At 60.7% G+C, this 22,980-nt stretch carries 10 protein-coding genes; 3 read left to right on the forward strand and 7 right to left on the reverse strand.

Annotation, left to right across the window (positions count from 1 at the left end; genetic code table 11):
• From AB0K60_RS29580 to AB0K60_RS29590, 3 genes are all read left to right on the forward strand, one after another.
• On the forward strand, positions 1-298 hold a 298-nt coding region (locus AB0K60_RS29580), incomplete at its 5' end, for a hypothetical protein (RefSeq protein WP_364062286.1).
• Entirely contained in the window at positions 289-543 is a 255-nt protein-coding gene (locus AB0K60_RS29585) for a DUF397 domain-containing protein (protein WP_364062289.1), read from the forward strand. The genes AB0K60_RS29580 and AB0K60_RS29585, both read left to right, overlap by 10 nt.
• A gap of 560 nt (positions 544-1,103) precedes the next feature.
• On the forward strand, positions 1,104-4,895 hold the full coding sequence (locus AB0K60_RS29590) for an AAA family ATPase (RefSeq protein WP_364062291.1): 3,792 nt from the start codon (positions 1,104-1,106) through the stop codon (positions 4,893-4,895).
• A gap of 252 nt (positions 4,896-5,147) precedes the next feature.
• Here AB0K60_RS29590 and dpdD read toward each other — a convergent pair whose 3' ends face one another.
• Genes dpdD through dpdE form a run of 7 tightly spaced genes read right to left on the reverse strand, consistent with a single transcriptional unit; the run spans position 5,148 to position 22,629 of the window.
• Complete coding sequence (dpdD, locus tag AB0K60_RS29595) at positions 5,148-7,163, reverse strand: protein DpdD (RefSeq protein ID WP_364062294.1); 2,016 nt, start codon at positions 7,161-7,163, stop codon at positions 5,148-5,150.
• The gene (dpdJ, locus tag AB0K60_RS29600; protein ID WP_364062297.1) at positions 7,160-12,115 is read right to left on the reverse strand and encodes a protein DpdJ; all 4,956 of its coding nucleotides are present in this window, start codon (positions 12,113-12,115) and stop codon (positions 7,160-7,162) included. Before dpdJ ends, dpdD begins: the two co-directional genes overlap by 4 nt.
• Entirely contained in the window at positions 12,112-12,801 is a 690-nt protein-coding gene (locus AB0K60_RS29605; RefSeq protein WP_364062300.1) for a hypothetical protein, read from the reverse strand. The genes dpdJ and AB0K60_RS29605 overlap by 4 nt, the downstream gene beginning before the upstream one ends.
• Positions 12,798-15,851, reverse strand: coding sequence for a protein DpdH (gene dpdH / locus AB0K60_RS29610; protein WP_364062303.1), 3,054 nt, complete (start codon positions 15,849-15,851; stop codon positions 12,798-12,800). Before dpdH ends, AB0K60_RS29605 begins: the two co-directional genes overlap by 4 nt.
• The gene (gene dpdG / locus AB0K60_RS29615; protein WP_364062306.1) at positions 15,844-16,749 is read right to left on the reverse strand and encodes a protein DpdG; all 906 of its coding nucleotides are present in this window, start codon (positions 16,747-16,749) and stop codon (positions 15,844-15,846) included. Before dpdG ends, dpdH begins: the two co-directional genes overlap by 8 nt.
• On the reverse strand, positions 16,749-19,325 hold the full coding sequence (gene dpdF, locus AB0K60_RS29620; protein WP_364062309.1) for a protein DpdF: 2,577 nt from the start codon (positions 19,323-19,325) through the stop codon (positions 16,749-16,751). Before dpdF ends, dpdG begins: the two co-directional genes overlap by 1 nt.
• The gene (dpdE, locus tag AB0K60_RS29625) at positions 19,312-22,629 is read right to left on the reverse strand and encodes a protein DpdE (RefSeq protein WP_364062312.1); all 3,318 of its coding nucleotides are present in this window, start codon (positions 22,627-22,629) and stop codon (positions 19,312-19,314) included. Before dpdE ends, dpdF begins: the two co-directional genes overlap by 14 nt.
• Positions 22,630-22,980 lie beyond the last annotated feature (351 nt).

A 22,980-nucleotide genomic window follows, 5' to 3' on the forward strand; every position in this document is an offset into this window, starting at 1 on the left:
GACGGCGCAGATCGGGGATGATGAGGGGGCAGGCACGGTCTTCTCTCACGATCAAGGCTTCGACAACCTCATGATCGCGAAGGTCGTGCCTGCTCGCGTATTCCGGCCGCCGCCTCACAAGATCCGGACATCAGGCCTCAAACTGCGACTACGCCGGAGCCCTGGGAGCGAGGGGAGAAATCACCGACGCCAGGAGGTCCTGTCGCTGACGGGCCGCTTCGATGCCATCCGACTCCTGGCGCTCCCCCAGCACGCATCGCTTAAGCGAATCAGGAAGGCCATTGCGAGATGGACCTGAGCAACGTTAAGTGGATCAAGAGCAGCCACAGCGGCGTGAGCGGCGGTGATTGTGTCGAAGTGGCGGCCCTCCGCCCTGGAGTCGTCGTTGTACGGGACAGCAAGAACCCCTCAGGCGCCACGCTCTCCTTCACCTCGGAGGACTGGAACGCCTTCCTCCTTCGACTTAAGCACGGCGTGACTGTACGAGGTCGGCATCATCGGCCACCGGCCCGCCGGTCAGGGCCTGGCGGAGTCGGTAGCTGAACAGATCCGTGTCTGGGACTCCGAGTACCGCGCAGGACAGGTTCGATTCGAGCTCCCCGACACGCCCGCAGACGGCGACCCCGCCGCCGGCCGATACGTCGCCGACTCCTTCGCCGGGCTGGACTTCGGCGACCTGGCCGCGAGCGGCATCCGCGCCAGTTGGTCGAAGACCTGGGCTGCGGGCAGCGCGTCCTCTTGATCCAGGCAGCCGGCCAGCGCAATTCGGACGAGCACCGAACCGCGGACCCGGTTGCCCCGGGGTTGCAGGCGATTCATCCAGAGACGTTTCGCTTTTTCGAGCGTTTCACCCTGGCTTGTCGCTTAGCACGATGACGCCTTCACATCAGGTAAAGAGTCTCGCCCAGAGCGTCACCTCCGCTCCGCGCCATCGACATCCGCAGTCTCGGTCACCGTCGCCGGAAAACTCCCACTAATGAGCATTTAGGGCAGATTTTCGATCATCTCAAAGATGTAACGAGAACCCGGGAATCTGTTACCAGACCTTAAGATTGATCAATTTGAGGACCAAGGCCTTCTGGACTGAAAGCAGTGCGCACACGATGAGCAGCAACGTCCACCTCTCGGTTCGTGTCCCCTGGCATGACTCCGGCTGGTCCGGGCAAGTATGCCGAGACCCGCTGGGAAACGCGTCCTGCATCCTGCTCGGCAACGTGGGGGAGCGCAGGCAGGACGACTATGAGGTTGCCAACGCGGGGAAGCCCCTGAGCGAAGTGGACGTGTCTCGCATTGGCTGTGTGGGTGAGCGTGGCACTTTTCTCAGCCCTGTCCCCTACCAGTTGATCAGCGAGCATCCCTACCGATACTCCTCGGCGCTGAAAGGACGGATCCAACCCACTCCCTTGACGGTTCCTGCCTACGGAGCTCACGCGATTCCCTACTACTGGCTGCTCCGCAAGGGCATCGCCGACGTCCTCAGCGAGTTCGACGTCGACTACGACGAGGAACTCGAGGACAAGGTCGACGATGCGCTGGGGTTCACACCGACATGGGTGATCCACGGCGACAACCAGCAGGCAGTGATCAAGCGATTCTTCGACGACGTGAGTCCGATGCAGTCGCTGGTCTTCTTCTACGTCAAGCACTCGCCCTTTGACGATGTCCGGATCGGCGGCCCCTTGCTGGTGGGCGCCGCCCGGATCACGGACATCCAGTTGCCTGGACCGTGGAAGACGGAGGGCAGGACCGCGTTTCCTAACCACATGTGGGAGACGACGGTTCTGCACTCCCTTCGGCCTGATGGCTCTGGAGGCGTCCTGCTGCCGGTGGCGGAACTAGCCGAACGCGACGCACGAGGCGAGGACGTGACAGACGCCCTGGCCTGGGCGCCGGCGACCGGAGGGCGCGAGTTCTCCTACGTCACCGAGCACATCGCGCACGACACCGCGATCGACGCGCTGGAGCGGCTGTATCAGGCCGCCCTCCGATGCAGAGAACTCGGGATTGACGTGCCGGAGTCTTCCCTGAAGTGGCTCGACGATCGCATTGGCGAGTTGTGGCGGATGCGCGGTCCGGCCCCTGGCCTCGGGGCCGTGCTCGGCGCGTTGAAGTTCAAGCACAGCAAGATGATCGCGAGGGCCATCGCGCGGCGTACTCCTGAGAACGCAGATCCATGGGACCTGTTCACCGAGGCGATGGCCCACCCAGACCGCTTCCCCGCGGACATCAGCAACCATCTGTCGGATTCCCATCGCCAAGCCTGGTTCACGTTCAGCGACGAGCAGATCGCTGTTCTGCGACTTCTCTCGCGTTTCCAGCTGACCACAGAGCAGGCCGAGGCGCTCTTCCGCCGCACCACTGAAATTGAACTGGACCACGACGAACTACTCGAAGACCCCTATCTCGCGCAAATCTGCACAATTGACGGGAAGGCGTCCGTCCCCTTCGATGTGGTGGATCGCGGCTGTTTCCCGCGGGCCGCCATTCGGACTCGTTTTCCCCTCCATGCGCCAAGCGCCATGAGCGACGGCGGAGACCCCCGGCGTGTGCAGGCACTGCTGGTAGCCGTGCTGGAAGAGGCCGCCGCCGATGGCGATACTTTGGTCACGCTGCCAACCGTCCTCGAGAGAATCGAGTCCCGCCGACTTCCCGAGCCCTGCCCGGTCTCCGAAGAACTCCTGCGAGCGCACGGCCTCCACCCTGACATGCTCCGGTTCGACGCCGACTCCCCCTCCTGGCCGCCGGTGACCGGCACCAAACTCGAGGATGGAACGCCGGCGTTCAAACTCGCCCGACTGGAGACCACCGCATACGTGATCAGGCAGGCGGTTGACTACCTCATGGACCGTCCCCGCCTACCCGTTCCGGCAGGACTGGGCGACCAACTTCATCAGGTACTCGGCCCGTATCAGGCGGAAAACGACTCCGACGCCGAAACTGAGCAGCGGGCGCGTAAGGAGAAGGAGGCCGCCCTCACCGAACTGTACGCGGCGCCGTTGAGCGTGCTCAACGGCCGGGCCGGCACCGGCAAGACCACCCTCGTGAAGGCTTTGGTTACCCGGCAGGAAGTTCATGGCAAGGGGGTGCTGCTGCTCGCTCCCACCGGAAAGGCGCGGGTACAACTGCAGAACAAGGTGGGGCTGGAAGCCCAAACCATCGCCCAGTTCCTGACCAAGCATGATCGATACGATCCAGAGACCGGCCTCTATCGCATCCGTGGTGGTACGGCGCGTAAGGCGCCGTTCTACGGCACGGTGGTGGTCGATGAGTCCTCCATGCTCACTGAAGAACAGTTCGGCGCTCTGCTTGACGCACTTGTACTCCCCGATCGCCTGGTCCTGGTCGGAGACCCCCGCCAGCTTCCACCGATTGGGGCAGGCCGCCCGTTCGTCGATCTGATACAACGCCTCGTCGCCAATGCCGACGTCCCCCGGTTTCCTCGGGTCGCGCCTGGTTATGCGGAGTTGACCGAGCTACGCCGCCAGAAGGGACAGATTCGCGATGATCTGATGCTTGCGGCCTGGTTCTCCGGGGACGAGGTTCCTCAGGGGTTCGAAGAGGTCTGGGAACGGCTCCGTACCGGTGTGCCGATGGATCGACTGGCGGCCCTCTCATGGGACAACGCCCGTCCCCTGAACGTGGTGGACCGGGCACTGGCCGACAAACTCGGTGTGGACGGGCCGGATGCCTCCGCCCGCTTCGAAGTCTCCTACGGAGGCCGCGTGGCCGGGCAGTGGGTCCAATTCCCCAAAAGCACGGGGGGCGTGGATGGGGCCGCGTCACGGTGCGAAGAGTGGCAGATCCTCTCTCCTACCCGCGGTCACGGCTGGGGAACAGTGGAGATCAACCGGCATTTGAAACGAGCGCACCGGCAGCAGGCGCTTCAGGCCTCGACCAAACCTGACTGGCAGCGCACCACCCCCAGACCCATCGGGGCCGAACAGATCGTGCTAGGCGACAAGGTGCTGAACAACCGGAACGGCAACCGCGCCGGCTACCCGAAGGGTAGCGGCCTGGATTATGTGGCCAACGGTGAGATCGGCGTGGTCGTCGGCCAGATCACCAAGCCTGGCGGGAAACCCAGATGGACCCATATCGAATTCTCTTCCCAGCTCGGCACGACCTACAGCTATCGAGGGGACGATGAAGATGACCCTACACTTGAGTTGGCTTGGGCGATCACGATCCACAAGTCACAGGGCTCGGAGTTCAAGAAAGTCTTCGTCATGCTTCCCGGTTCGGCCCGAAGGCTGTCCAGAGAGATGCTCTACACCGCACTCACCAGGCAGCAGGACCAAGTAATCCTCCTGCACGAGCGCTCGATCGACGAACTGCTGGATCTCACCGTCTCGACGAGTTCGGAAACGGCCCGTCGGCTGACCGACCTATTCTTCCTGCCGGCCCCGAAGCCCGTCTTCTTCCCGGACGGGTCCCCAGCAGGCACGCTGGACTCCAGGCTCATCCACCTCACGGGAAATGGCACCCTTGTCCGCAGCAAGAATGAGGTGATCATCGCCGAGATCCTCGACGAACTGGTCCCCGGCTACTGGCGTTATGAGGCGCCGCTGACTCTGAATGGGAAGACATACCGCCCTGACTTCACCATTCAACTCCCCGGGCGAACGCTCTACTGGGAACACCTGGGCATGATCGAAAGCCCTACCTACCGGGAATCCTGGGAGCGGAAAGCGCGCTGGTACGAACAAGGCGGGGTGCTCCTCCATGAAAAGGGCGGCGGTCCACAGGGCGCACTCATCCTCACCTCTGACTTCGACGGCGTGGACGTGCCGCAGTGGACGGAGTTGGCGCGAAAGGCCATCGGACCGATCAGCGCGCCGCCTGTCCTGCCGTCGAAGAAGAAGGTCAAGAAGACGCCGCCGGGAAAGCGAACGTAAGGCGACGTACGACCATCCATTGGCTCTTGTACGTCCTCCGGTCACGAAGGCTCCAACTCATGGGCGAGTTCGTCATGGTGGAGTTCGGCATTGAGAACAGGCACTGAGTTGGCGCCCTCGGGCGACGATGTCGGCGAGCCCGCTCTGGCCCAGCGCATCTAGGCGGCTGCGGCGGTCTGCTACGGGCGAGGTGCCCACTGAAATGCCTTCTCATCAGCGTCCGCGTGATTATGACGACATCACTCTTTAGGCTTAGTGACGGCCTTTAGCGCATCGTTGCAGTGCTTCCACTGCCGCTCGCAGCAGTGACGCGGACCCAGAACCGTCCGCAGTCATTATGACCTTGTCATTGCCAGCGTTTTCCCGAATTGCGCCAGTGGCAGCATGTTTGGCACAGCGAGTGGCCAGCACGATGATATCTGCGTTATGGGCATGCTGACGTAACTGGTCACTATTTACGCGATTCGCGCTCTTGACCACTTTCACGTTGGGGGCCATAGGCTTAAGCGCGTCCTCCGTCCTATTTAGGACAGCCTCATCGAGCGAGTAAAGCAGCATCGTCAGCGCACGCAGGTCCACATGTGGACCTGCGGCATCGGCCGGGTCCTCCGGCCAAGAAAGATCTGTCCGCAGTTCAGTGGATAGTCGTCGGGCAAAGGAACGTTCTTCTGGCTTCAAGCGCTTCTGGTGCGCTGAGAGGGGTTGCAGTAGCGCGATGGCGAGTCGAAGACGCGCCTCCGGATCCGGACTTGCAGACCGCGCGAGTAGATCGGCGAGGTCGAGTGCGACCGTGGCCCTATCTGGGCTGACCCAGCGTTGAGCCTCCGCCCCGAGGTCGTTCAGCAGAGCGCTGTAGTCCTCAACGTCCGGGGCCCCCCGCAGCATTATTTCGGTGAGGGCTACGATGCCAGCGAGGTCGGCGGGAGTGAACCGGTCGTTGATGAGCGCATTGCGGAGGAACTCACGAGCACTCCGCCAGGCCGGTTCACGATAATCGTCGGCCTCGACAAAGGGACCGACCACGCACCAGATCTTGTCGGCTCGGACATTATCGAGACCAAGCAAGAAGTCGGCGATCTCGCTGTCGTGAACGACAGGTGGATCCCAGGTTGACCAGGTGTCCCTGTCACGCAATGTGCTTTCGGCTTCCTGATCGCCATCTGCCACCAGGCGCATGAGGTTCAACCAATTGTCGATCGAAGCCGGCGCAGCCGTATGCCCTTCAGCAGGTTGCTCCGGAACATCGTCCTTGATCGAAGGTAGACTCTGGACCAACTCGACCAGGCTGGGAGAGCTCGAAGACAACCGGCTGACAAGCTCTCGGTTGCTGATCAGTTGGCGTAGGGATGTTCGATCTTCTTTGAGAATCGCGTTGAGAGTCCACACGGACAAGGCTTCGGCACCCAGAGTCTCAGGTGCTCCAGCCAGGAGATTAGCCAACGGCAGGTTTCGTGAGTGGTCACAGATTCCGGCCCATGCCTCTTCCAGATCACCGGCATCCAAGTGAGGGTGAGGATCTGCCGACCTGTACATTGATGCAAGCAGAGCGTCCCTCAGCCATTCCGGCGCTCCATCGGCCACTACTCTTCGTAGCCCTGCCAGATTGAGGAGATCGTCGTCTCGTCCCTGCTGCACGAGGAGTCGCGCACGGAGTCGAGTGAGGTTGGCATCCGTCAGGCCGCCGGAGAGAGTGATGTGGTTTAGGCAGCGTCCGGCACTGGTGATGTCGCCTGCGGCAAGTGAGAGATCAAAGTCCTCCAGGAGGCGTGCAACCGAGCGGTGGTGGAAGGACAAGCTTGCTCGTGGACGCTGACGCATCGTAGTCAGCATGAGCATCAGCAGGTTCCAAGCCCGCGAGGCAGCCGCCGAGTTTTGTCCGCTTTGAATCTTGAATGTGAGATTGGGGCCCGCCAGTTGCAAAATGGCCTGCTCGGGCGGGTCGGAGGAGTCCAGACGAGTGGGTTTACCATTGAAGTGACTGACGCTGTACCCGACGAAAGCTGTGATCACTTCACTGACCTGACGCGCTTGTGCTGGAGTCCAAGTGATCACATAACTGATCAGGTTTTCGTCGCCAGGAACTCGCCGTGGCAGAACCACCGGGAGTCGGTTCGCACGAGGAGTGCGCAGCTCCTCTAGCAGAGGACCTAGATTCTCGTCAGACGGGGTATCGACACCGTGACCGATCACGTTGCCTGGGCCGAAGAACTTTTGGAGAAAGGCGAGTTCGAGCGGAGACCAGTTACGCCCGAGGGGGGACTCGTTCATGCGTCTTCGATCTCTTTCCTTTTACTGATGAGAGTGTGGCTTGACGCTGCAGCATCCACCCGATAAGAGGTTGGCCCTCGGTCGGTTCCTGCATCGCGAACCACCGCATTCAACGGTCCGGTCAGCACCCATTCGTCGCCACAGAACGTTGTTCCGTATACATCATCCCTTTTATGGACCTTGAGGCGACTTGCGTCGGCGTATCGGTATACACGTTCAAGAAACGCGTCGCTGCGCTCACCGGGCCGAGTGATGATCGCGACTTGTGTCCCCCTGCCGGTCGCCATAGCGAGCGCCTCTGTCAGGGTGAGAACCTGAGGGTTGGCATCGGGGAAGACGTCGTCGAAGTTGCCACTTTGATTGTCGAGAACCAGCATGTCGTCGAGGGCGGGGCACTCTAGAAGCACTTGATCGCTGGGTGAGATCAGTTCTGCACAGATCACTCCTCGGAGCAGTGCGTCGATGGCTTCCGTACTACCTGCCGCAACGTGCAACATCCGTTCGAAGGGTCCGGTAGCCTCGTCACCGATCTGCTCGAGTTCTATGCGCGCGCGCACCTGCTGCCCATCGTTAATGAAACTACGTAGTGTGCCGAATGCCGGCAAGGTACCGACGTCGATTTGGAACGCCAATGTACGTCGGATAGCGGCCGCCAACTCTTTGCCGTTCTCGGCTGGAGTAACCAGGTACACTACCTGAGACGAGGTGATCCCCTCTCGGTACCGCTCCTGCCACTCCTCCTCCATAACGGAGATCTCGGGATGCCGTTCGTCGAGCGCAGCGACAGCGAGTAGCCGGTCAAGGACAGGCGAACCGGAGTACGGTTGATAATGATCGAGCTTTTGGCGGCGCGCTTGGGCCCCCCTCGGCCAAAGGAGGCTGAAGGCCTGGTCGCTGGAGAGCGTTTGCTGGGCACCCGGCACCTGAAGCCTCTTCGAACCGACCGCGAAGGCCAAAACCCTGGCGTCGATCTCGAAACCCAGGCGATCCTCCAGAGCGGTCCAGGCTTTGATGAGACCAAGCGCAGTGTGATCTGTTGCTGATGTGGAACCAGGCCGAAGTAGCCGTGTGGAAAGAGCAGCGACCGCGGCATGCCGCGGCGGACCCGTCAGCTTCGACCACGCTGCACGGAGTTCACTGAGTGCCCTTTGGGTTTCGTGTGACGCTGAAGCGCGACGAATATCTTGGACCGCCGAGGCCGCGGCACCTGCGGGATGTTCGGTGACTTCCACCAACAGCGCGGTCACTGTTGCATCCACGTACTCGTAGTCGGTCGGAGTGAGTGCGTTCGAGACCAAGCCCCAGAAGCGGCGTGGGTCGGCGCTGTAGTATCGGGCCAACTGCTCGATCACCCCCAGCCCGCCCATTGAAGTCTCGCTGAGCCACACCGTGGCGCAATCATTGTCGGTAGCTAGCACATCGGCGATCAGGTCTCGGTCGTGAGCATCCGGGCAGGCCCTTTGGGTCGCCGCCAGAAGTGCTGCCGCCATGGTCTCGTGATACACCCGGTGGGCCAGGGTGCTGGTGCGGTCGCGAATGTCAGGTTCGACAAGCAACTCGCCGTGTTTGTCGAGGCGTTCTCTGACCTTGGGGTTGTGACCCAGTTCGGTCAATGCGGAAACCAAGCGCTCCGGGGCCACACTTGTGCCGTTGATTTCGGGCTCTCGATAGAGCACCTTTAGGACTTCATCAAGATCGCCGCTCCAGGCGCCGTTCGCCAAAGAAGCGTGGATCTGCCTGCCCGTCGCACTGCCGTCTAGTCCGCGAAGCGCGAACGCCGCCAGATATACAAGGCTTAGCCATCCACGCTGAAAAGTATTGACAATGCCGTCCAGTTCGGTGTCTTCCGCGAGGCTAGTGGTAAAGGCTAGGCTACGCCAGGATGGACTGCTCAAGTAGCGGCATACTTCGGGATTATCGAGGTCCAGTGGGGCAAGGTCGAACCGTACAGCGTCTACTGCGAGCGAGAACCCTAAGGCGGCAGGGTTGCCGTCAAGTACGTAACGCACCCGACGATTCTGCGTCTTGCCGTTTTTGAACGACGTTTCGACCTGTGCTCCCGTGGTCATGCGCCGGGCCTCCAACGGGGCACCATTAGCGTGCGTGGCGAACGCCATGCCAACGACCTTGCTTTGCCACCACGCGGGCACATCGGCCTCGTCGAGTGACTCGGCCGGCAGGAACTGGCTAGCCCAGATAGGGAACCCCTGCGCGGAATCCCTCACCTCAGGGGAGGGCTTGTCGAGCTGTAACGAGAACGGCTGGACGACATCGACCGGAGTCCCGCCGTCTATCTGCCACTGGCCTAGGCTCGCATACTCCGGGGCTATGGTGGCAACGTCCAGCGTGTCCCCTGTCTGGGGAATAGGCAGCCAGGTGCGATCGCTGTCTCGACGGTAACCGTATCGGCGACTTACTTTGCCCGGCACAGCCTCCCGCAGTGCTTGCTCGATCGTGAGGGTCTCCTCGTCCTCGTCCCACTCGAACGGGAGCTTCATGACTACTTCCGGTACGTTCAACTGCTGGAACAGAGTCCGCGTTACGAATTCAGGAAGCATGTCACCCGGCTTAGCGCCAGGATCGCGGATGAGCGGCGTCCAATTGGATAGCAGCCTGCGAATAGCCGTAGGGATCACGGCCAGCATTAAGGATCGCGGCTGATCCCACAGGACTGCGCGTACCTCCTCCTCATCGATGCTCAACGCATCTTGCAGGTGGCTGGCAAGACCATCTCGATACTGAGGATCTCTGAGCACTTTCTGGAGGATATCCAGCAATTTCTTCTCGTTCACCGGGAGATTGCGCGGGCGCTCCCGTGGAGCGGTCAGCAGTTTACGCGGGTCGGCATTGGAGCCCTCGGTGGCCAGCTGCTCACCGAGCCAGTCGAGAAGGGCGTGCGTAGCTTGCATCTTGAGGATGAAACGGTTCCCGATGGCGAGGCTACGGGCCTGCAACTCGGGGTTGAACAGCGAATCATACGCCTGGTAGGCCAGTCGATCCCGTCCGTAATCGGAAAGTGTGACCACCGACCAGGGGCGGGTTCTCCGGTCTCGTCCTGCACGACCGCGGCGCTGGATGAAAGCAGCGGGGTCGTGAGGAGATTTGTGCTGGAGAATGAATCCGACAGTCGGGTCGTTGAAGCCGACCTCCAGGGACGCTGTGGCAACGATGAGATCCGCGTTCGGATTCACGCCTGAGTCCTGTGAGGAGGTACGCGTCACTGTCAACCAACCGTCGTCCGCTTCCGGCGGCAGTGATCGGCCGATGCGCTCTACCAGATGCCATGCCTGAGCATCGCGAAAACGCTCGTCTGCCTGTGGCGCGCTTGAGGATCGAAGAGCAGCAAGGACTGGTTTCGTCTGGCGACGGTACCGCCCTGCACGGTATTGACCGCCCTCGGCGTCCCTTAGGTTGTCATAGAAGCGATTGGCCACATCCAGGGCATCGGTGAAAAGAAATCCCTTGGATCCATAAAGGTATTCGTTGCCGGGCACATCCATGACTCGCCCAAACAACATAGCGGTCTGTATAGAGGTCGAAAGCAGATCCGCTCCGGATACAGGATCGCCCCTCAAGGCGATTGCGTACTCGCGTCCTTCAGCCTCCATCTCGTCGAATTGCGGCTCGATGTAATCGACTGTGCTCTCCTCAAGCCCAGTAAGTTGCGAAAAGAAGCGCCCGGCGTCACGCAGCGTAGCGCTTAATCCTACGAATGTCGCTTGTGAACCTGTCCGATGCCTCCACCGGCGAACCATTAACGCGACCTGCGCACCGTGTGTACCACTGTACGTATGAACTTCATCAAACAATACGAGGCGAGGCGGCTTACGACCGTACCATCCAAGAAGCGTTCCCATCGCTCGATCGGTGGCGTTGCGATGGAGCATCTCGGTGGTGGTAAAGAGGAGGTCTGGGGGGCTCTCTTGCAGAGACTTCCTCGTAAGCGCGATCACAGATTTATCGAGTTTGACCGGACATTTGATACAAGCCAGTAGCTCAATCTCCTTCCGCCGCTCCGCCTCGGGCCAGACCAGGTCCGCACCGCACTCAGGACACGGTAGGTAAGGACAGATCGTGGACCCGTTCGGCCCTGGGCGCCACGCTTTGGCCATGTGCTTCAAGTGCTTGAAGTTGTGATCTTGTGGGACGTCTCCGTACAAGGCACCGATGCGAAGAGTCCGGAGACCGCCCTTTTTGAGCACCTTGTTGACCTGGAGGGCGACAGCGACAGCGTCCTTCATCTGGTCCCGCAGCAACTCAGTGCGCGGGTATAAGGCCAGCGTCTGGACCCCGCGATCATTGCCGCGCCTGGCCTGTTCCGCCATAAGACAGAAGGCCGGTAAGTAGAAGGCCATGGTCTTACCGCTACCGGTCCCGGCACCCACGATAATGCCTCGGCTCCGGTCGTCGCCGGCAGCCTCGAAGATCGCACGAGTCGCGGCAACCTGGAAACGCGACAGCGGGCGACCTTGAATTTGAGCATTTGCCACTGCCGACTGTAGGCTCCCCCACCTGCGAAGCGTACCTAGCTCCGACAGAACCTTATCCGGTGGGATATTTCGCTTCGGATAGCGTCGCGGCGAGACGAGCAAGCGGTAATCAGCGACCAGCTTCTTGCCTTGACTCCACCACCTGGCGGGCGGGTTCGCCAGATCTTTGGGTGCGAAGAGTTGGCGCAGCCCTGCAGCCAAGCGAACCGTTTCGGCAAGCCTGGTCCGGTACGTGGGCGGCGAACTCCCTGGAATCTTCAGCAGCAATCCTCGAGTGACGAGGATACTCAGCGCCTTCTGCGTATCTATCTGTCCCTGAGCATGACGTTCAATGGTGTCGCGTACTTCTTGGTCGGAAAGTTCCACTGAGGTGACGCCCCAGGAAAGCAGCGGAAGTTCCAGATCTTCCAGGGCGTCAAGTATGACGGGGATGATGTCCTTAGTCGGCGCCTGACCAGTCAAATGTCCCTCCTGAGTACTTCAAATTGATCGTCCACCTGAGCTCGTCTGAGTAGCGCAATTTCCTCATCTGTCAGGCTCGCAAGCGTCACCCGGGCAGATTCGAATTTTCGGAAGAGAACGTCCAACGCGGGTTCAGGGTCTGGCAGTTGCTCGAGAGCTTCGCGAAGGATGGTGAATGTTTGGTTGAATATTTGCATATCCGAGCTTGTCGGCTGCTTCATCTGCGCCAACTTGCGTAGATCGTCCAGACGGTGGCGTTGGCTCCTGCGCTCGGCAGCAGGGAGTAGAGCGATCCTGCGAAGAGGTAATTCGCTCAGACGGCCCTGAGTGAACTCCGTCCAGGCAGATTCAACTCCTCGTAGAATGGCAGACGCAGCGCCTTCAATCTTGTTTCGGGCGGCAGTGAAAGCCTGATCCACTGGGCGGCCGCGTCGGACGTGGGCGGCGAAATTGGCGAGTCCGTCGGCGGCCACGCTGAGGTCGATGAGATTTGGGGTCCCTGCCAGTCGGTGCAGCTGACGTGCAGCGTCGACCGCTCTCTCAAGCTTCCCGAGCGCTGGTTTCAAAAGTTCAGTCTTCTTGGTGATGCGTTCGGCCTCGCTTTCGGCCTCTTTTCCCTCGTCTAGTCGAACTGCTTCACGGCGTAGTGCATCTGCCAGTTCAGCAACGGTGGTGGTCGGGCTCATGGCATATCCACTCCTGCTGCAGTAGCCCAGCGTTCCAGCAACCGATCAAGTTCTCGGAGGGCGCCCTCGCCGCTGTTGCTTTCTCTCATTCGCGCCTCCTCGAGGCTGGCGCTGAGCCATGTGTGGCTGTCGGACAGGAAATCCATCGAGAACTGGAGGTGCTCGCTTCTATCGGTTGCCGCGGCGACGACTAGTTTTCGCTGCCGGGTCTGGTCATCAACTGAGGTCTGATTTAGGCGATCCAGGTCTTGTTCCAGACGGTGAACCACAGACCACTCGCAGTTGAGGGCACGCTCGTTCATCTCTCGGACGGACCGAAGGTCATCTGGTACCTTGATCCCCACCTTCACCGCGGACTCCAGTGCGGCCTTCACCGATTCGACAGTCTCGCGTCCGCGCGCTCCCTTCGGGAGCAGTGCTCGGATACCTTGTAGCAACTCATGCAGCGCAGCTGCTTGTTCCTCTAGTAGGAGGTTCCAGTCGGCGAGTCCTTTGGCGGCAGTCTTAGCCCACTCAGGCACGTCGTCCTCCTGAACATCCCAGGCCCAAGAGTCAGCGGCGTCATGCAAGTAGGGCAGGATGCGCGCTGTGTCCAGCATCGTCACTGCACCGCGACCTTGCGCGACCCCAATGGCTTCGCGGATGCCGGCGACGAGTTGCGGACGTCCCCTCCTGTGCTGGTCCCAAGCGTTGCGCCAGGCAGTGGTGCGTATGTCTTGATCGTGGCGCACCCACCCATGGCCAGGGTCGAGTGACGCATTGAGCAGTCCGGTGAGGGACATTCCTGGAAGCGCTCGGCCTGCTAGCGCAGCACCGAACAACGCTACCCTGACGGCTGTGGCAAGATGATTTTCATTCGCTTCCCTCGCCGCGCATATAGCGTCCTGGAGTCGCTTCCGATTCGTTTCGGCTATCTCGTTGAGTCGACGGATGTGGGCTACGTTGCCCTCGATGATCCCGGCTCGGGCTTTGAGAATCCCCTGGAAGAAGACCGCATTTCTGTCGCTGCGCGTGAAACGTATCGCAGCATTTGAGACGTTTAGGGCCTCTCCGACGGCGCCTTCGATGGATACGATCGTAGATCTGTTCGGCCAGACCTTCTTCATCAGCTCGCTAGACGGTTCAGGCGCCAATGGATCCAACCACTGGGCTCGCCGAACCACTGCCTGTGAAATAACGGACCGTAGCTCACGTGCAGTGCCCTGGGAGAGTTCCGCTCCGCCGTTCGCCCACCGCTCGATATCGTTCATAAACTTCACCAACGAAGCGGGCATTTTTTCATCCGGGCGAGGCGCGGGGTCCTGAGTCCTGTCAGGGTCCGGACGTTTGTCCTGTTGCTTCCGCCGAGGGCTCGTTTGGTCAGTAGTTTCCAGATCCTCAAGTCGTCTGATTCTGAAGGCGTCGTGCAGGCTGGGGTGAAGGTTGACTGGTCTGTCAGGCGCTCCACCCCAGAATTCCACGAAGGTGATCCGACGGTCCGCATCCGTGGGGTCGAGTTCGGTCAACTCCTCGCGTACCGCTGCCAGCATGCGTTTTCCATTCGCTCCGGCGGGATACTCCTCCCGGAAGCGGGGTTCCGGAAATGCCCCCGAGCGAATTGCATCCGCATGCTCAACAAGCACGTTTCGGACAACCTCGCCCACCACTGACCGGGGGTTGAAGAGCAGGTTGCCACTGGAGTCGAGTCGCGCCCTGCTGCGGATCAACCTCTCGAGAGCCTTTTCATTGAACGGGTAAAGACCGTGACCCTCTCGCGAGACCCCAAAGCCCGCGTGACACTGCTCTCTGAAACGGCAGTCGTCACATCTGTTGGGGACTGCGTTGGTTGGGTCCGCCCTTCCTTCGAGACCTTGCACCCCGACACGTGCGGCGTTGAGATACCTGCCCACGAACGAGGCGGCGTCTGCGATAGCGTCGGGACCACCATCGAATTGCTGCTCAAGGTAGTAGGCATAGGGTGTAGTAGCCTTGATACGGGTGGTCACCGTGTCCACAAGGTCTCGATAAGGACCTGGCGTGATCGCGAGAAGTGTCCTGATAGGAGCGAGGACTTCGCTGCCGTCACGCACCCCCACCTCGATGATTGATTCCAGCAGGTCACGCTGAATCCCCTGAATCAATGCGAAGTCTTCGATGAGCAGGACTATCTCCTGCCGACGTCGGGCGAACTCCTTGCGTATGTCGATCATGGCGTTCTGGAGGCGGCCCACACCCATATTTGTGGCGTTCATCACCGCGACATCCAGATGCCGGTTCAGTAGATCCAGGGCAGCCTTCTGAAGATCCGGCCTTGTCTGGATCAGGGTGCACAAGCGCTTTGTGGCGACGGCAGCGTCGTCGATATTGAGCAGATTTAACGGCAGGTCGTCTTCGGTGAACGAGAGTTGCCGTTCAGGGTTTCCTGCGCCGCGGTCCGCCCACAGATGCTCGGCCAATCTAGGTATAAGCCGGCCTTCCTGGAGCATGTGTTCACGCAAGACGGGGTCGAGCAGGATTAGTTCGAGCTTCCCAGGGCCGACAAGCAACCGTTCCGGGCCACTACGGGCTTCCGCCTCGGTAAGTGCCTCCTGTAGGTAGTTCAGCAGACGCTGTTTGAGCCCGGCGAGAGTGATCTCCGCGCCCATACGCAGTACGTCTGACCGGAGTTGATCGAACTGAGACCCTTCTACCTCGGCAAGAAGGGCGTCCACAATTGATTTGAGGCTTGTTCGGGCCTTTTCCAAATAAATGACGTGACGTTGCGGAGTGCTTTCGGTACATTCCTTTACCCAGCGCACCAGGTGCGACTTGCCACTCCCAGATCCGCCGACGACGGGCATCAGGAGAACGCCATTGGCCATCGTCCTTCCTAGGAAGTCCCGGCGTACGTCCTCTTCTCCAACCACCTCGCCGCCGTACTCCTGGTCGACGTTGTCGGACGCCCGGCGACTGATCCGCAGGGGTGCGTGAGTGGCGAAGAACACCGCGCGCGATGGGCTCACCGCCTCGGTGCTGATGACGTTTCCCGCCTCTACTTTGTCCCAGCAGAGGTGTCCTGCGAACTCACTCACCGTTGCTCCCGTGAACTTCGATATCGGTGACACGCTGGGCGCGGTCTATTCGATCTGCGTCGACGAGCACTACGTCGCGCTGGGAATCCTGACGCCGGATCAAACTGATCCAGCCTTCATCGCGCCCGCTAAGCAGGGCGAACGACAAGACTGGTGACAGCCTTCTTGGATCGCTCGCCGATAGGCCCAACTGTCTGGCGTACTCTCCTTCGGGCAATACCGGAAGTTCCGCGGCCAAGTGAGCGACGAAGTCTTCGGCTTGTAGCCGCGCACCCGTCGGCCAAAGGCGTTCGCACGTCGCCCGGACCGCTGCGGTGCAGTCTGGGATAAGTGTGCGCGCCACGTCGTTGCCGAATAGTGTCGACTGAGCGGAGAATCCCAGAGCTGGGGCCCAATGGGTAAATCGGACCCACCGTGTGTCGTTCGAGAACACGAGTCCCGATGGCCAATCCACGGATGACTGCAACACTTGCACCTCGGCCCATCCAAGCGGCCGACCCATCGGGTCCTGCGTCAGGAACCAGGCCAAGGCTCTGGTCAGGTCGAGTGCACCCCGGTCGCTCTCGCCTAGGAGGCCATCGTTGTGCTTGGTCGCCAGACATGCCATGCGCAGCCTATCCAAAAAGGTGCGCAGGGTGGCTCCCGCCAACTCCTGATGTTCTACAGATAGTTTGATCTCATCGCCGGATTTCTCCAAGATTCCCAATTCTTGCAGTGTGTCGACCGCGCGCCGGGCAGGGGACTTTTCCCTGGCATCCTCTTCCTGTTTATGCACTGATGGAGGGCTGAGCAGCAGCAGCAAGTCATCTATTTGATATCGAGTGGATGGCGTGGTGAACATTCGTACGGTCGCCCACATGGCATTGGGGATCGACGCACTTGTATTTATCAGTGTCATCAGAATTCTCCCAGGGCAACGCGGACGGAGACGGCTGCCCGACCGCTCCACAGTCGGTGGTCTTCAAAGGGCACTTCCTTGTGCGAGGGGGCAGGGCGTAGAACATAGGTGATCTCGCCGCTGCCTACTCGGTGAGAGATTACACTACTGATCGCTCCAAAATCCTTAGCCACCCACACCACAGGAAGGTCGGAGTAGGTTATCAAGTCCTCGTCGTCGTCCAAGATTAACGGAGTCGGATAGACGTCCTCCTGGACCTGCCTCAGCAATTCACGGTCGGCCCCAGGACCGGCGACCACGGGCATGCCACGCCGGACCAGGTTCGCCAGCAGCTCCGGCAACAAATCTCGGCGTTCTTGATCTCCATTCCACTGTATGCGTAGTCCACCGGAATTCCCACGCAGGCGGGCGAGCGGGTCGGGCCTCGCCGGCCATGAGGGGATCGCAGGGTTGGGATCGTAGCCGCCGCGCATCAAGCCGCGACGCGGAGTGTTCTGTGCCTTCCTGCAATGTGGGCATCCTCGGCAGTTCACCACCGTGCCGAGTCGGCCACCATTCCAGCGGGTGCGATATGCCTGAGCCAGTGTTTCTCCTACACAACGAACCGGACTCAAGACTCCATGCATATCCGCAAGGGCCTGCTTTTGGGCAGCAATGATGTCACCGCGCTGTGCAGTGATCGCGGAGGACCACTTGGCAAAGTCGTTCGTTCCACCATCCACTATTGAAACGTCCAGGCGAGCGGCCGCAGAACTAAGAAAGCGCTCCATGCGTAGCTCCCAGTCCGCGTCGGGTTCGTGTTTCTCCCGCTGCGGAGGCTCTACTGCCTGAATTGTGATGAGCTTGGCCAACTTCATCAGGTTGAGCGTCCGCACGTTCCACTGCCGTCCCTGCTTGCTGCTTTCCATCAGATGCGGGGGGTAGAGGTCGACATCGATTGTGGCAGTGCCATCAGGACGGATTTGAGCGTTGCGGTACATGTGCTGCCAGCGGTCCCACCCCTTATCCACTCCGATGATGGTTTGCGTGTTCATTCGCTCGGCGAGCTCGAAGTCTTTCGGGGCGAGCACTAGGTGAGCGATGGAGGCATGACCTGCCCGACCGCCTCTGCCGACCTCCTGGTAGTAACGATCGATGGTTTCGGGCAGGCAGGCGTGCACCACGCTCCGGACGTCCGGCAGGTCCACGCCGAGTCCAAAGGCAGACGTTCCAACCACAATGTCGTATTGAGAACCGGCAGTGTCGTCGTTGCGCCAGCCGGCGACGACCGCCTGGCGCTGCTCCTCGCTCGAGTTGCCAGTCACTTCGGCCACTCGGCGGATACCGGCCTGGCGAAGCAATCGAACCCACTTGTGCGCGTCATCCACAAGGGTGGTGTACAGCGCTAAAGGCCTGGGTAGCAGGCTGACCGCGCGTAGTACCTCTTCGGTCCGCTCCTCCTCTGTGGGCAATCGATGGACGTAGTAGCTGGGTTCCTTTCGCAAGGCCGATGCCCATATCAGCGCGGTATCCTCCTGCCCTGCACCGAAAAGATCGCAAATCGTACGAATCTGACGTTCGGTCAGCGTCGCGCTCATTGCGATGGTGATCGGCTGCTTGCCGTGCGGAGCCTTGTTAATCCAAGCCATGCGGTGTGCTGCCATGGCTTGGAACTCTGGACGAAACTCCGAGCCCCACTGCTCGACCAGATGTGCCTCGTCGATGACCAGATAACGAAGGTAGCCATTCACAGCGGCGTCCATAACGGCTACGCTCAGCCCCGTGACCAAGGCCTCAGGGGAAGTGAAGACTAACTTCTGCGTTCCTTCTCTGATTCCTCGGCGGATCTCCTGTTTGGTGTCCTCTGAAAGACTGCCGGTGTAGGCGAAGCGGCCACTCGGCGGCAGCTTGATCCTTGCTTCTTCAACAAGTCTTCTAGTGCGGCGCTCCATATCGAGCGCCAACACCACCGTCGGCACCACCACCACGGAAACCGTCCGGCTCGCGGCCGACGCCATGATGATTGAGGCCAGCACCACATCTGTTTTGCCCTGGCCCGTTGGCAGGGAGATGATCGTGGTGCTTCCGGGCGGGGCGAGCGCCACAGCCCGAGCGGCCTGCCGTTGGCCGGGTGAGACGTAGAACTCATGACCGAGCGCAGTGATCCAGAAGGGATCTGCCTGGCGATGTTCGCGTGTACCGGGCCGCGCCTTTTGATAGACCTGCCGTAAATCAGCGCGGGCGAACTCTGGTCTTTCGTCAGGCCCGATGGGCGGATGCCAGATGGCCGCAGAGACGGAGAAGCCATTGTGGCTTGGAACGGCGACGCAGCGCAGTTCGCTCCACTGGTCGCTAGTGGGCATCCCCTCGGCAGTGGGCACGACTAGTGATGGCTGCACACCGCGAGCTGCCTCCGTCTCGAGGAGGATCTGCCGAACCAGAGCGGCCAGGTCGCGCCATCCCGCATCGCCGGTTCGCAACCCCTGCAACGTATTCTTCAGGCGCAGGCATGTCCCCGCCGCGGGGATCGCGGCGAGTTCTTCCGCCGAAGCCGCTCTGAGCAAACTCTGGGCACAAGCCCAGTCATCCGGAGCCATCACTGATCTCCTTGCACATGCCCACCATGAGAACGGTCACCGAGACGGGAGAGATTTGTGGGGTGGACAGGCCCGTTACGAGGGCTTCGGTGACTTCGACTTCCATAAGTCGACTCTCAGTGTCGTTGACCAGGCGGCCGGCGGCCCGCCTCGCCTCGGCTTGTGCTCGAGCGCTCGCGAGGGCTCGCATGGCCTGGTGCTGCGCTTTGCGGCAGACCTCGGCGAGGTCAGTGACTCTGACCAACTCATCCCGGGATCGCTGCTGAAGGACCTGCAGGTCCAGGGCAAACTGTGCCCGTCCGCCATAAAGGTCATATAGCGGTCCAATCCGGTTGACGTTTAGGTTCACGTCACCCCGGTGGGGGTCATACGGCCTTTCGAGTAGCTCCAGGAGCAAAGGGGTTGTGACCGCTCTGCCATTGGCCGCCAGCCAAACGTGGCGGAGGAAGGGAGCGAGGATCCTGTCGGCCTGGCGCCTCAGGGCTAGCTCGACGTCTCCCTGTCCACCGGTCATGCTGAGGACCGCCGTGAGATCGGCTTCGACGAGGTAGTCAAAACGAACGTAGACCTGTGGTTCGGGCGACCGTAGTCGGGCCGGCCGAAACAAGACGGCTGCCTGCCCGCGGTCATCGATGGTGACAACCTGCGCGAGCAGGTCGACAAAGGGTTGACCGATGCGGAATAGGCGCGTTCCTGGCCGACGCAGCATCGCGGTGCGGCTGAACAGACCTTGCATTTGCGTGGGCTGGATGCGGTGTCCGGCAAGGGTGAACATTCGTGGAGGCATCAACGGGGGCTTCCCGCCTAGCTCGAACTCCACCACAGGGTGGTAGTCCGACCCCCTCCGACGCACCACGAACCTGAGCCCGCCCGGACTTGACCCTGCGTAGCCGACCAGAGCCGCTTCAAAGTCACGCCACTCCTGCGATTCGAACGTGTTGATCGCAGCCGCGATGTCACGCAGGTCGGCCGGGGAGTCATGGATAGACTCCAGCATGTCCATGGCGTCAACCTCCTTGCGCTCCTGCTTCAGGAGGTCGACGACCTTCTCACGAATGGTGAGCAGTCCTTCCGGGCCGTTTTCGGCTGCCGACTGCCATACCCAGGGCAGTGCCCCATCGATGGCATCCTGTAGTGCTGAGACAGACTCCCTGAAGATGTCGAAGCCCTGGTCTAGGAGTGTGAGCCAGGCGCTACAAAACCCCAGATCGCTATTGGTCCCCACGATGACGTACTGTCGAGCAGGTTTTCCGGGGTCTTGGCTGTAACGATCGACTCTACCGATCACCTGTTCCAGCCGATTGGGCGATGCAGGCAGCCGACAGTGGATTACCGCGTCAGCCTCCTGCAGGTTCAATCCTGCTTCTCCTGTGGAGTCCACTATAAGGATGCCGCCCTTTTCCCTCCAGAACCGTACCGCCTGCTCGGACATCTCCCGGCCCACTCGGCGAGAGTGTTCGAGCACGTGCGGGTCGGCTCCTCTATCGATCAGTGCACTGCACAGCTCCGCGCATAGGCTGCCCGGACCGCTGAAGACGACAGCGTGACGCGCCTTGCCCACGACGGGGGCGATGACCTCGGCCAAGTGAACGTGTCCGCTGGCGGAACCAGAGAAGGCGCCCGACAACTCATCCAGGAGACGGCGCTCAATGGGCTGGATAACTGGTGTGGCCAGCGCAATGCGTTCATCAAGGCTCAGGAAGGCACGGTCAGCGGCACCAGCGTCTCTCTCGACGCGCCAGCGCAATGCATCGATAAGGTCCGTGACGCTGCCACCTGCCCGGGAGACCAGGACAGCAAGCGCACGCCCGAGATCCGTGAATGTGCCATCCTCCGGATGATCGAGCAGCCACGTCGACATCTCTGCTTGCCAGTCGAGCAGCGCTTCGTCAATTGCTTGCTGCTGGGCAGAGCCCAGCGGTAGTGAGTGTGGCCGCCGACGTCCCCTGACCTCGAAAGGCGCGATCTCGGAGTCGTCACTCCTCATGAGCACCTTGGCTCGCCGGTGCCTGATCATTCGGCGGTGGAGTCGGTACGTCTCACTGATATGAGCCTGAAGCGCATCGACGGCGGCCGCCAACCTTGGCCGTTCTACGGCATCACGCAACTCTCCGTCGACGGTGAGGAATGATCGGACCTCATCGGCCAGTGCTGCGAGCCTGACATCGTCCGGTGTAAGTGCCAAGATGTCGTCGATCACCGCGGGCAGCAGGACCTCAAATCCTTCCTCGGCAGTGAGGGCGTACAGGTGGTTGGCGAGTTCCTTGCGCTGTTCGAACCGTGCGCGGAACGCTTCCCTGTCCTCCCACTTGTATAGGTCTTTGTCCAGCAAGTGCAGCAATCCCAGGTGAGTGTTCAGCCGACGAGTGGCGGGGGTCGCGGAGAGCAGGAGAAGCTTGGGGCAGGAGTGTGCGAGCGCCTGAACTTCGCGGTAGGGAGAGTCCTTGGGATCTGCAACCTCGACAAGTTGGTCCGCTTCGTCGATGACGACTAGATCGAATCCGTGGTAGTCCTTCCAACCCGCCGGATTCTCATGCGCAGAGATTTTGATCACTGCACCTGGGAAGTCGTCGATGTGAAACTTGGTGATCAACTCCTGGTTCCACTGCCGCCGCAATGCGTCTGGGGCAATGATCACGACCCGGCTACCTGGATCATCCAGCAACGTTTGCCGGATGACGAAGCCGGCTTCGATGGTCTTGCCAAGTCCGACCTCGTCAGCAAGGAGATACCGTTGCACCGGATCCGATAGTACGGTCAGTGCGGCCTTGACCTGGTGGGGATGGATCTCCACTGCAGAGGACAGTAGAGCGGTCGCGCCGGCGCAGGCTCCGCGCTGGGTGATCAGACTCTCCAATAGAGGCAATCGGGCGTCACGGAAATATGGAGTCTCGTTCGCTCCCGCCAGCAACGTGTCGACAGGGTCCTTCGCTGGCCGATCCCATCGCACACGAACGTCTCGCTCTGGAACAATTATGTCACTATCCGTGTTGGGAGGCCGCACATAGTAGCGGTCACCGTCATGGCCAACAACGCGCCCTGCGCGCCAGTACCCTTCTTCGGGATCTTGCCAAAAGATCCGAGTTTCTCGTTCGAGCACCACCGGCTTACATGCCTTACGGTCCACCCACAGAGACTCACACACCGGTGTGCCAGCAGAATCAAAGTAGTCGACCCTGACTTGTGTGCTGTCGATCTGGCCGACGCGCCCTATGCCAAGTCGGTTGGGCAGGACCACCAGATTACCCAGATGCAACTTCCCACTTAGTCCGCGCACAGTAAGCCCCTCTGATCGTCTGTCCACCTGTACGAGTATCGCAACCCTCAAAGCACTCGGAAAGCTGTGGACGGAAGACAGTCACGATATAGCACTTGCTCCGGTAACGGTACATAGAGATACCTCCCCCCGGAATTATGGCCAATCTCACCTATAGAGCACATCGCCACATAAAGCAGTCGATAATTGGACATGGCACTGAATATGAGAGGTGTTCAAGATCTGGGCACCTTGACGGCCATACGGGAAGTTGGCTAGCTTTGAATCGTCACAATGGGAGAATTGTGCCACTAGGACAGGACGAGAAGAGATCGCCCTGCCACCAACTGCACAAATGCCGCTTCTCTTGTGGCGTCGACGTCTGTCGCCACCCCTTGT

Source organism: Thermopolyspora sp. NPDC052614 (assembly GCF_040678635.1).
Lineage (GTDB): Bacteria > Actinomycetota > Actinomycetes > Streptosporangiales > Streptosporangiaceae > Thermopolyspora.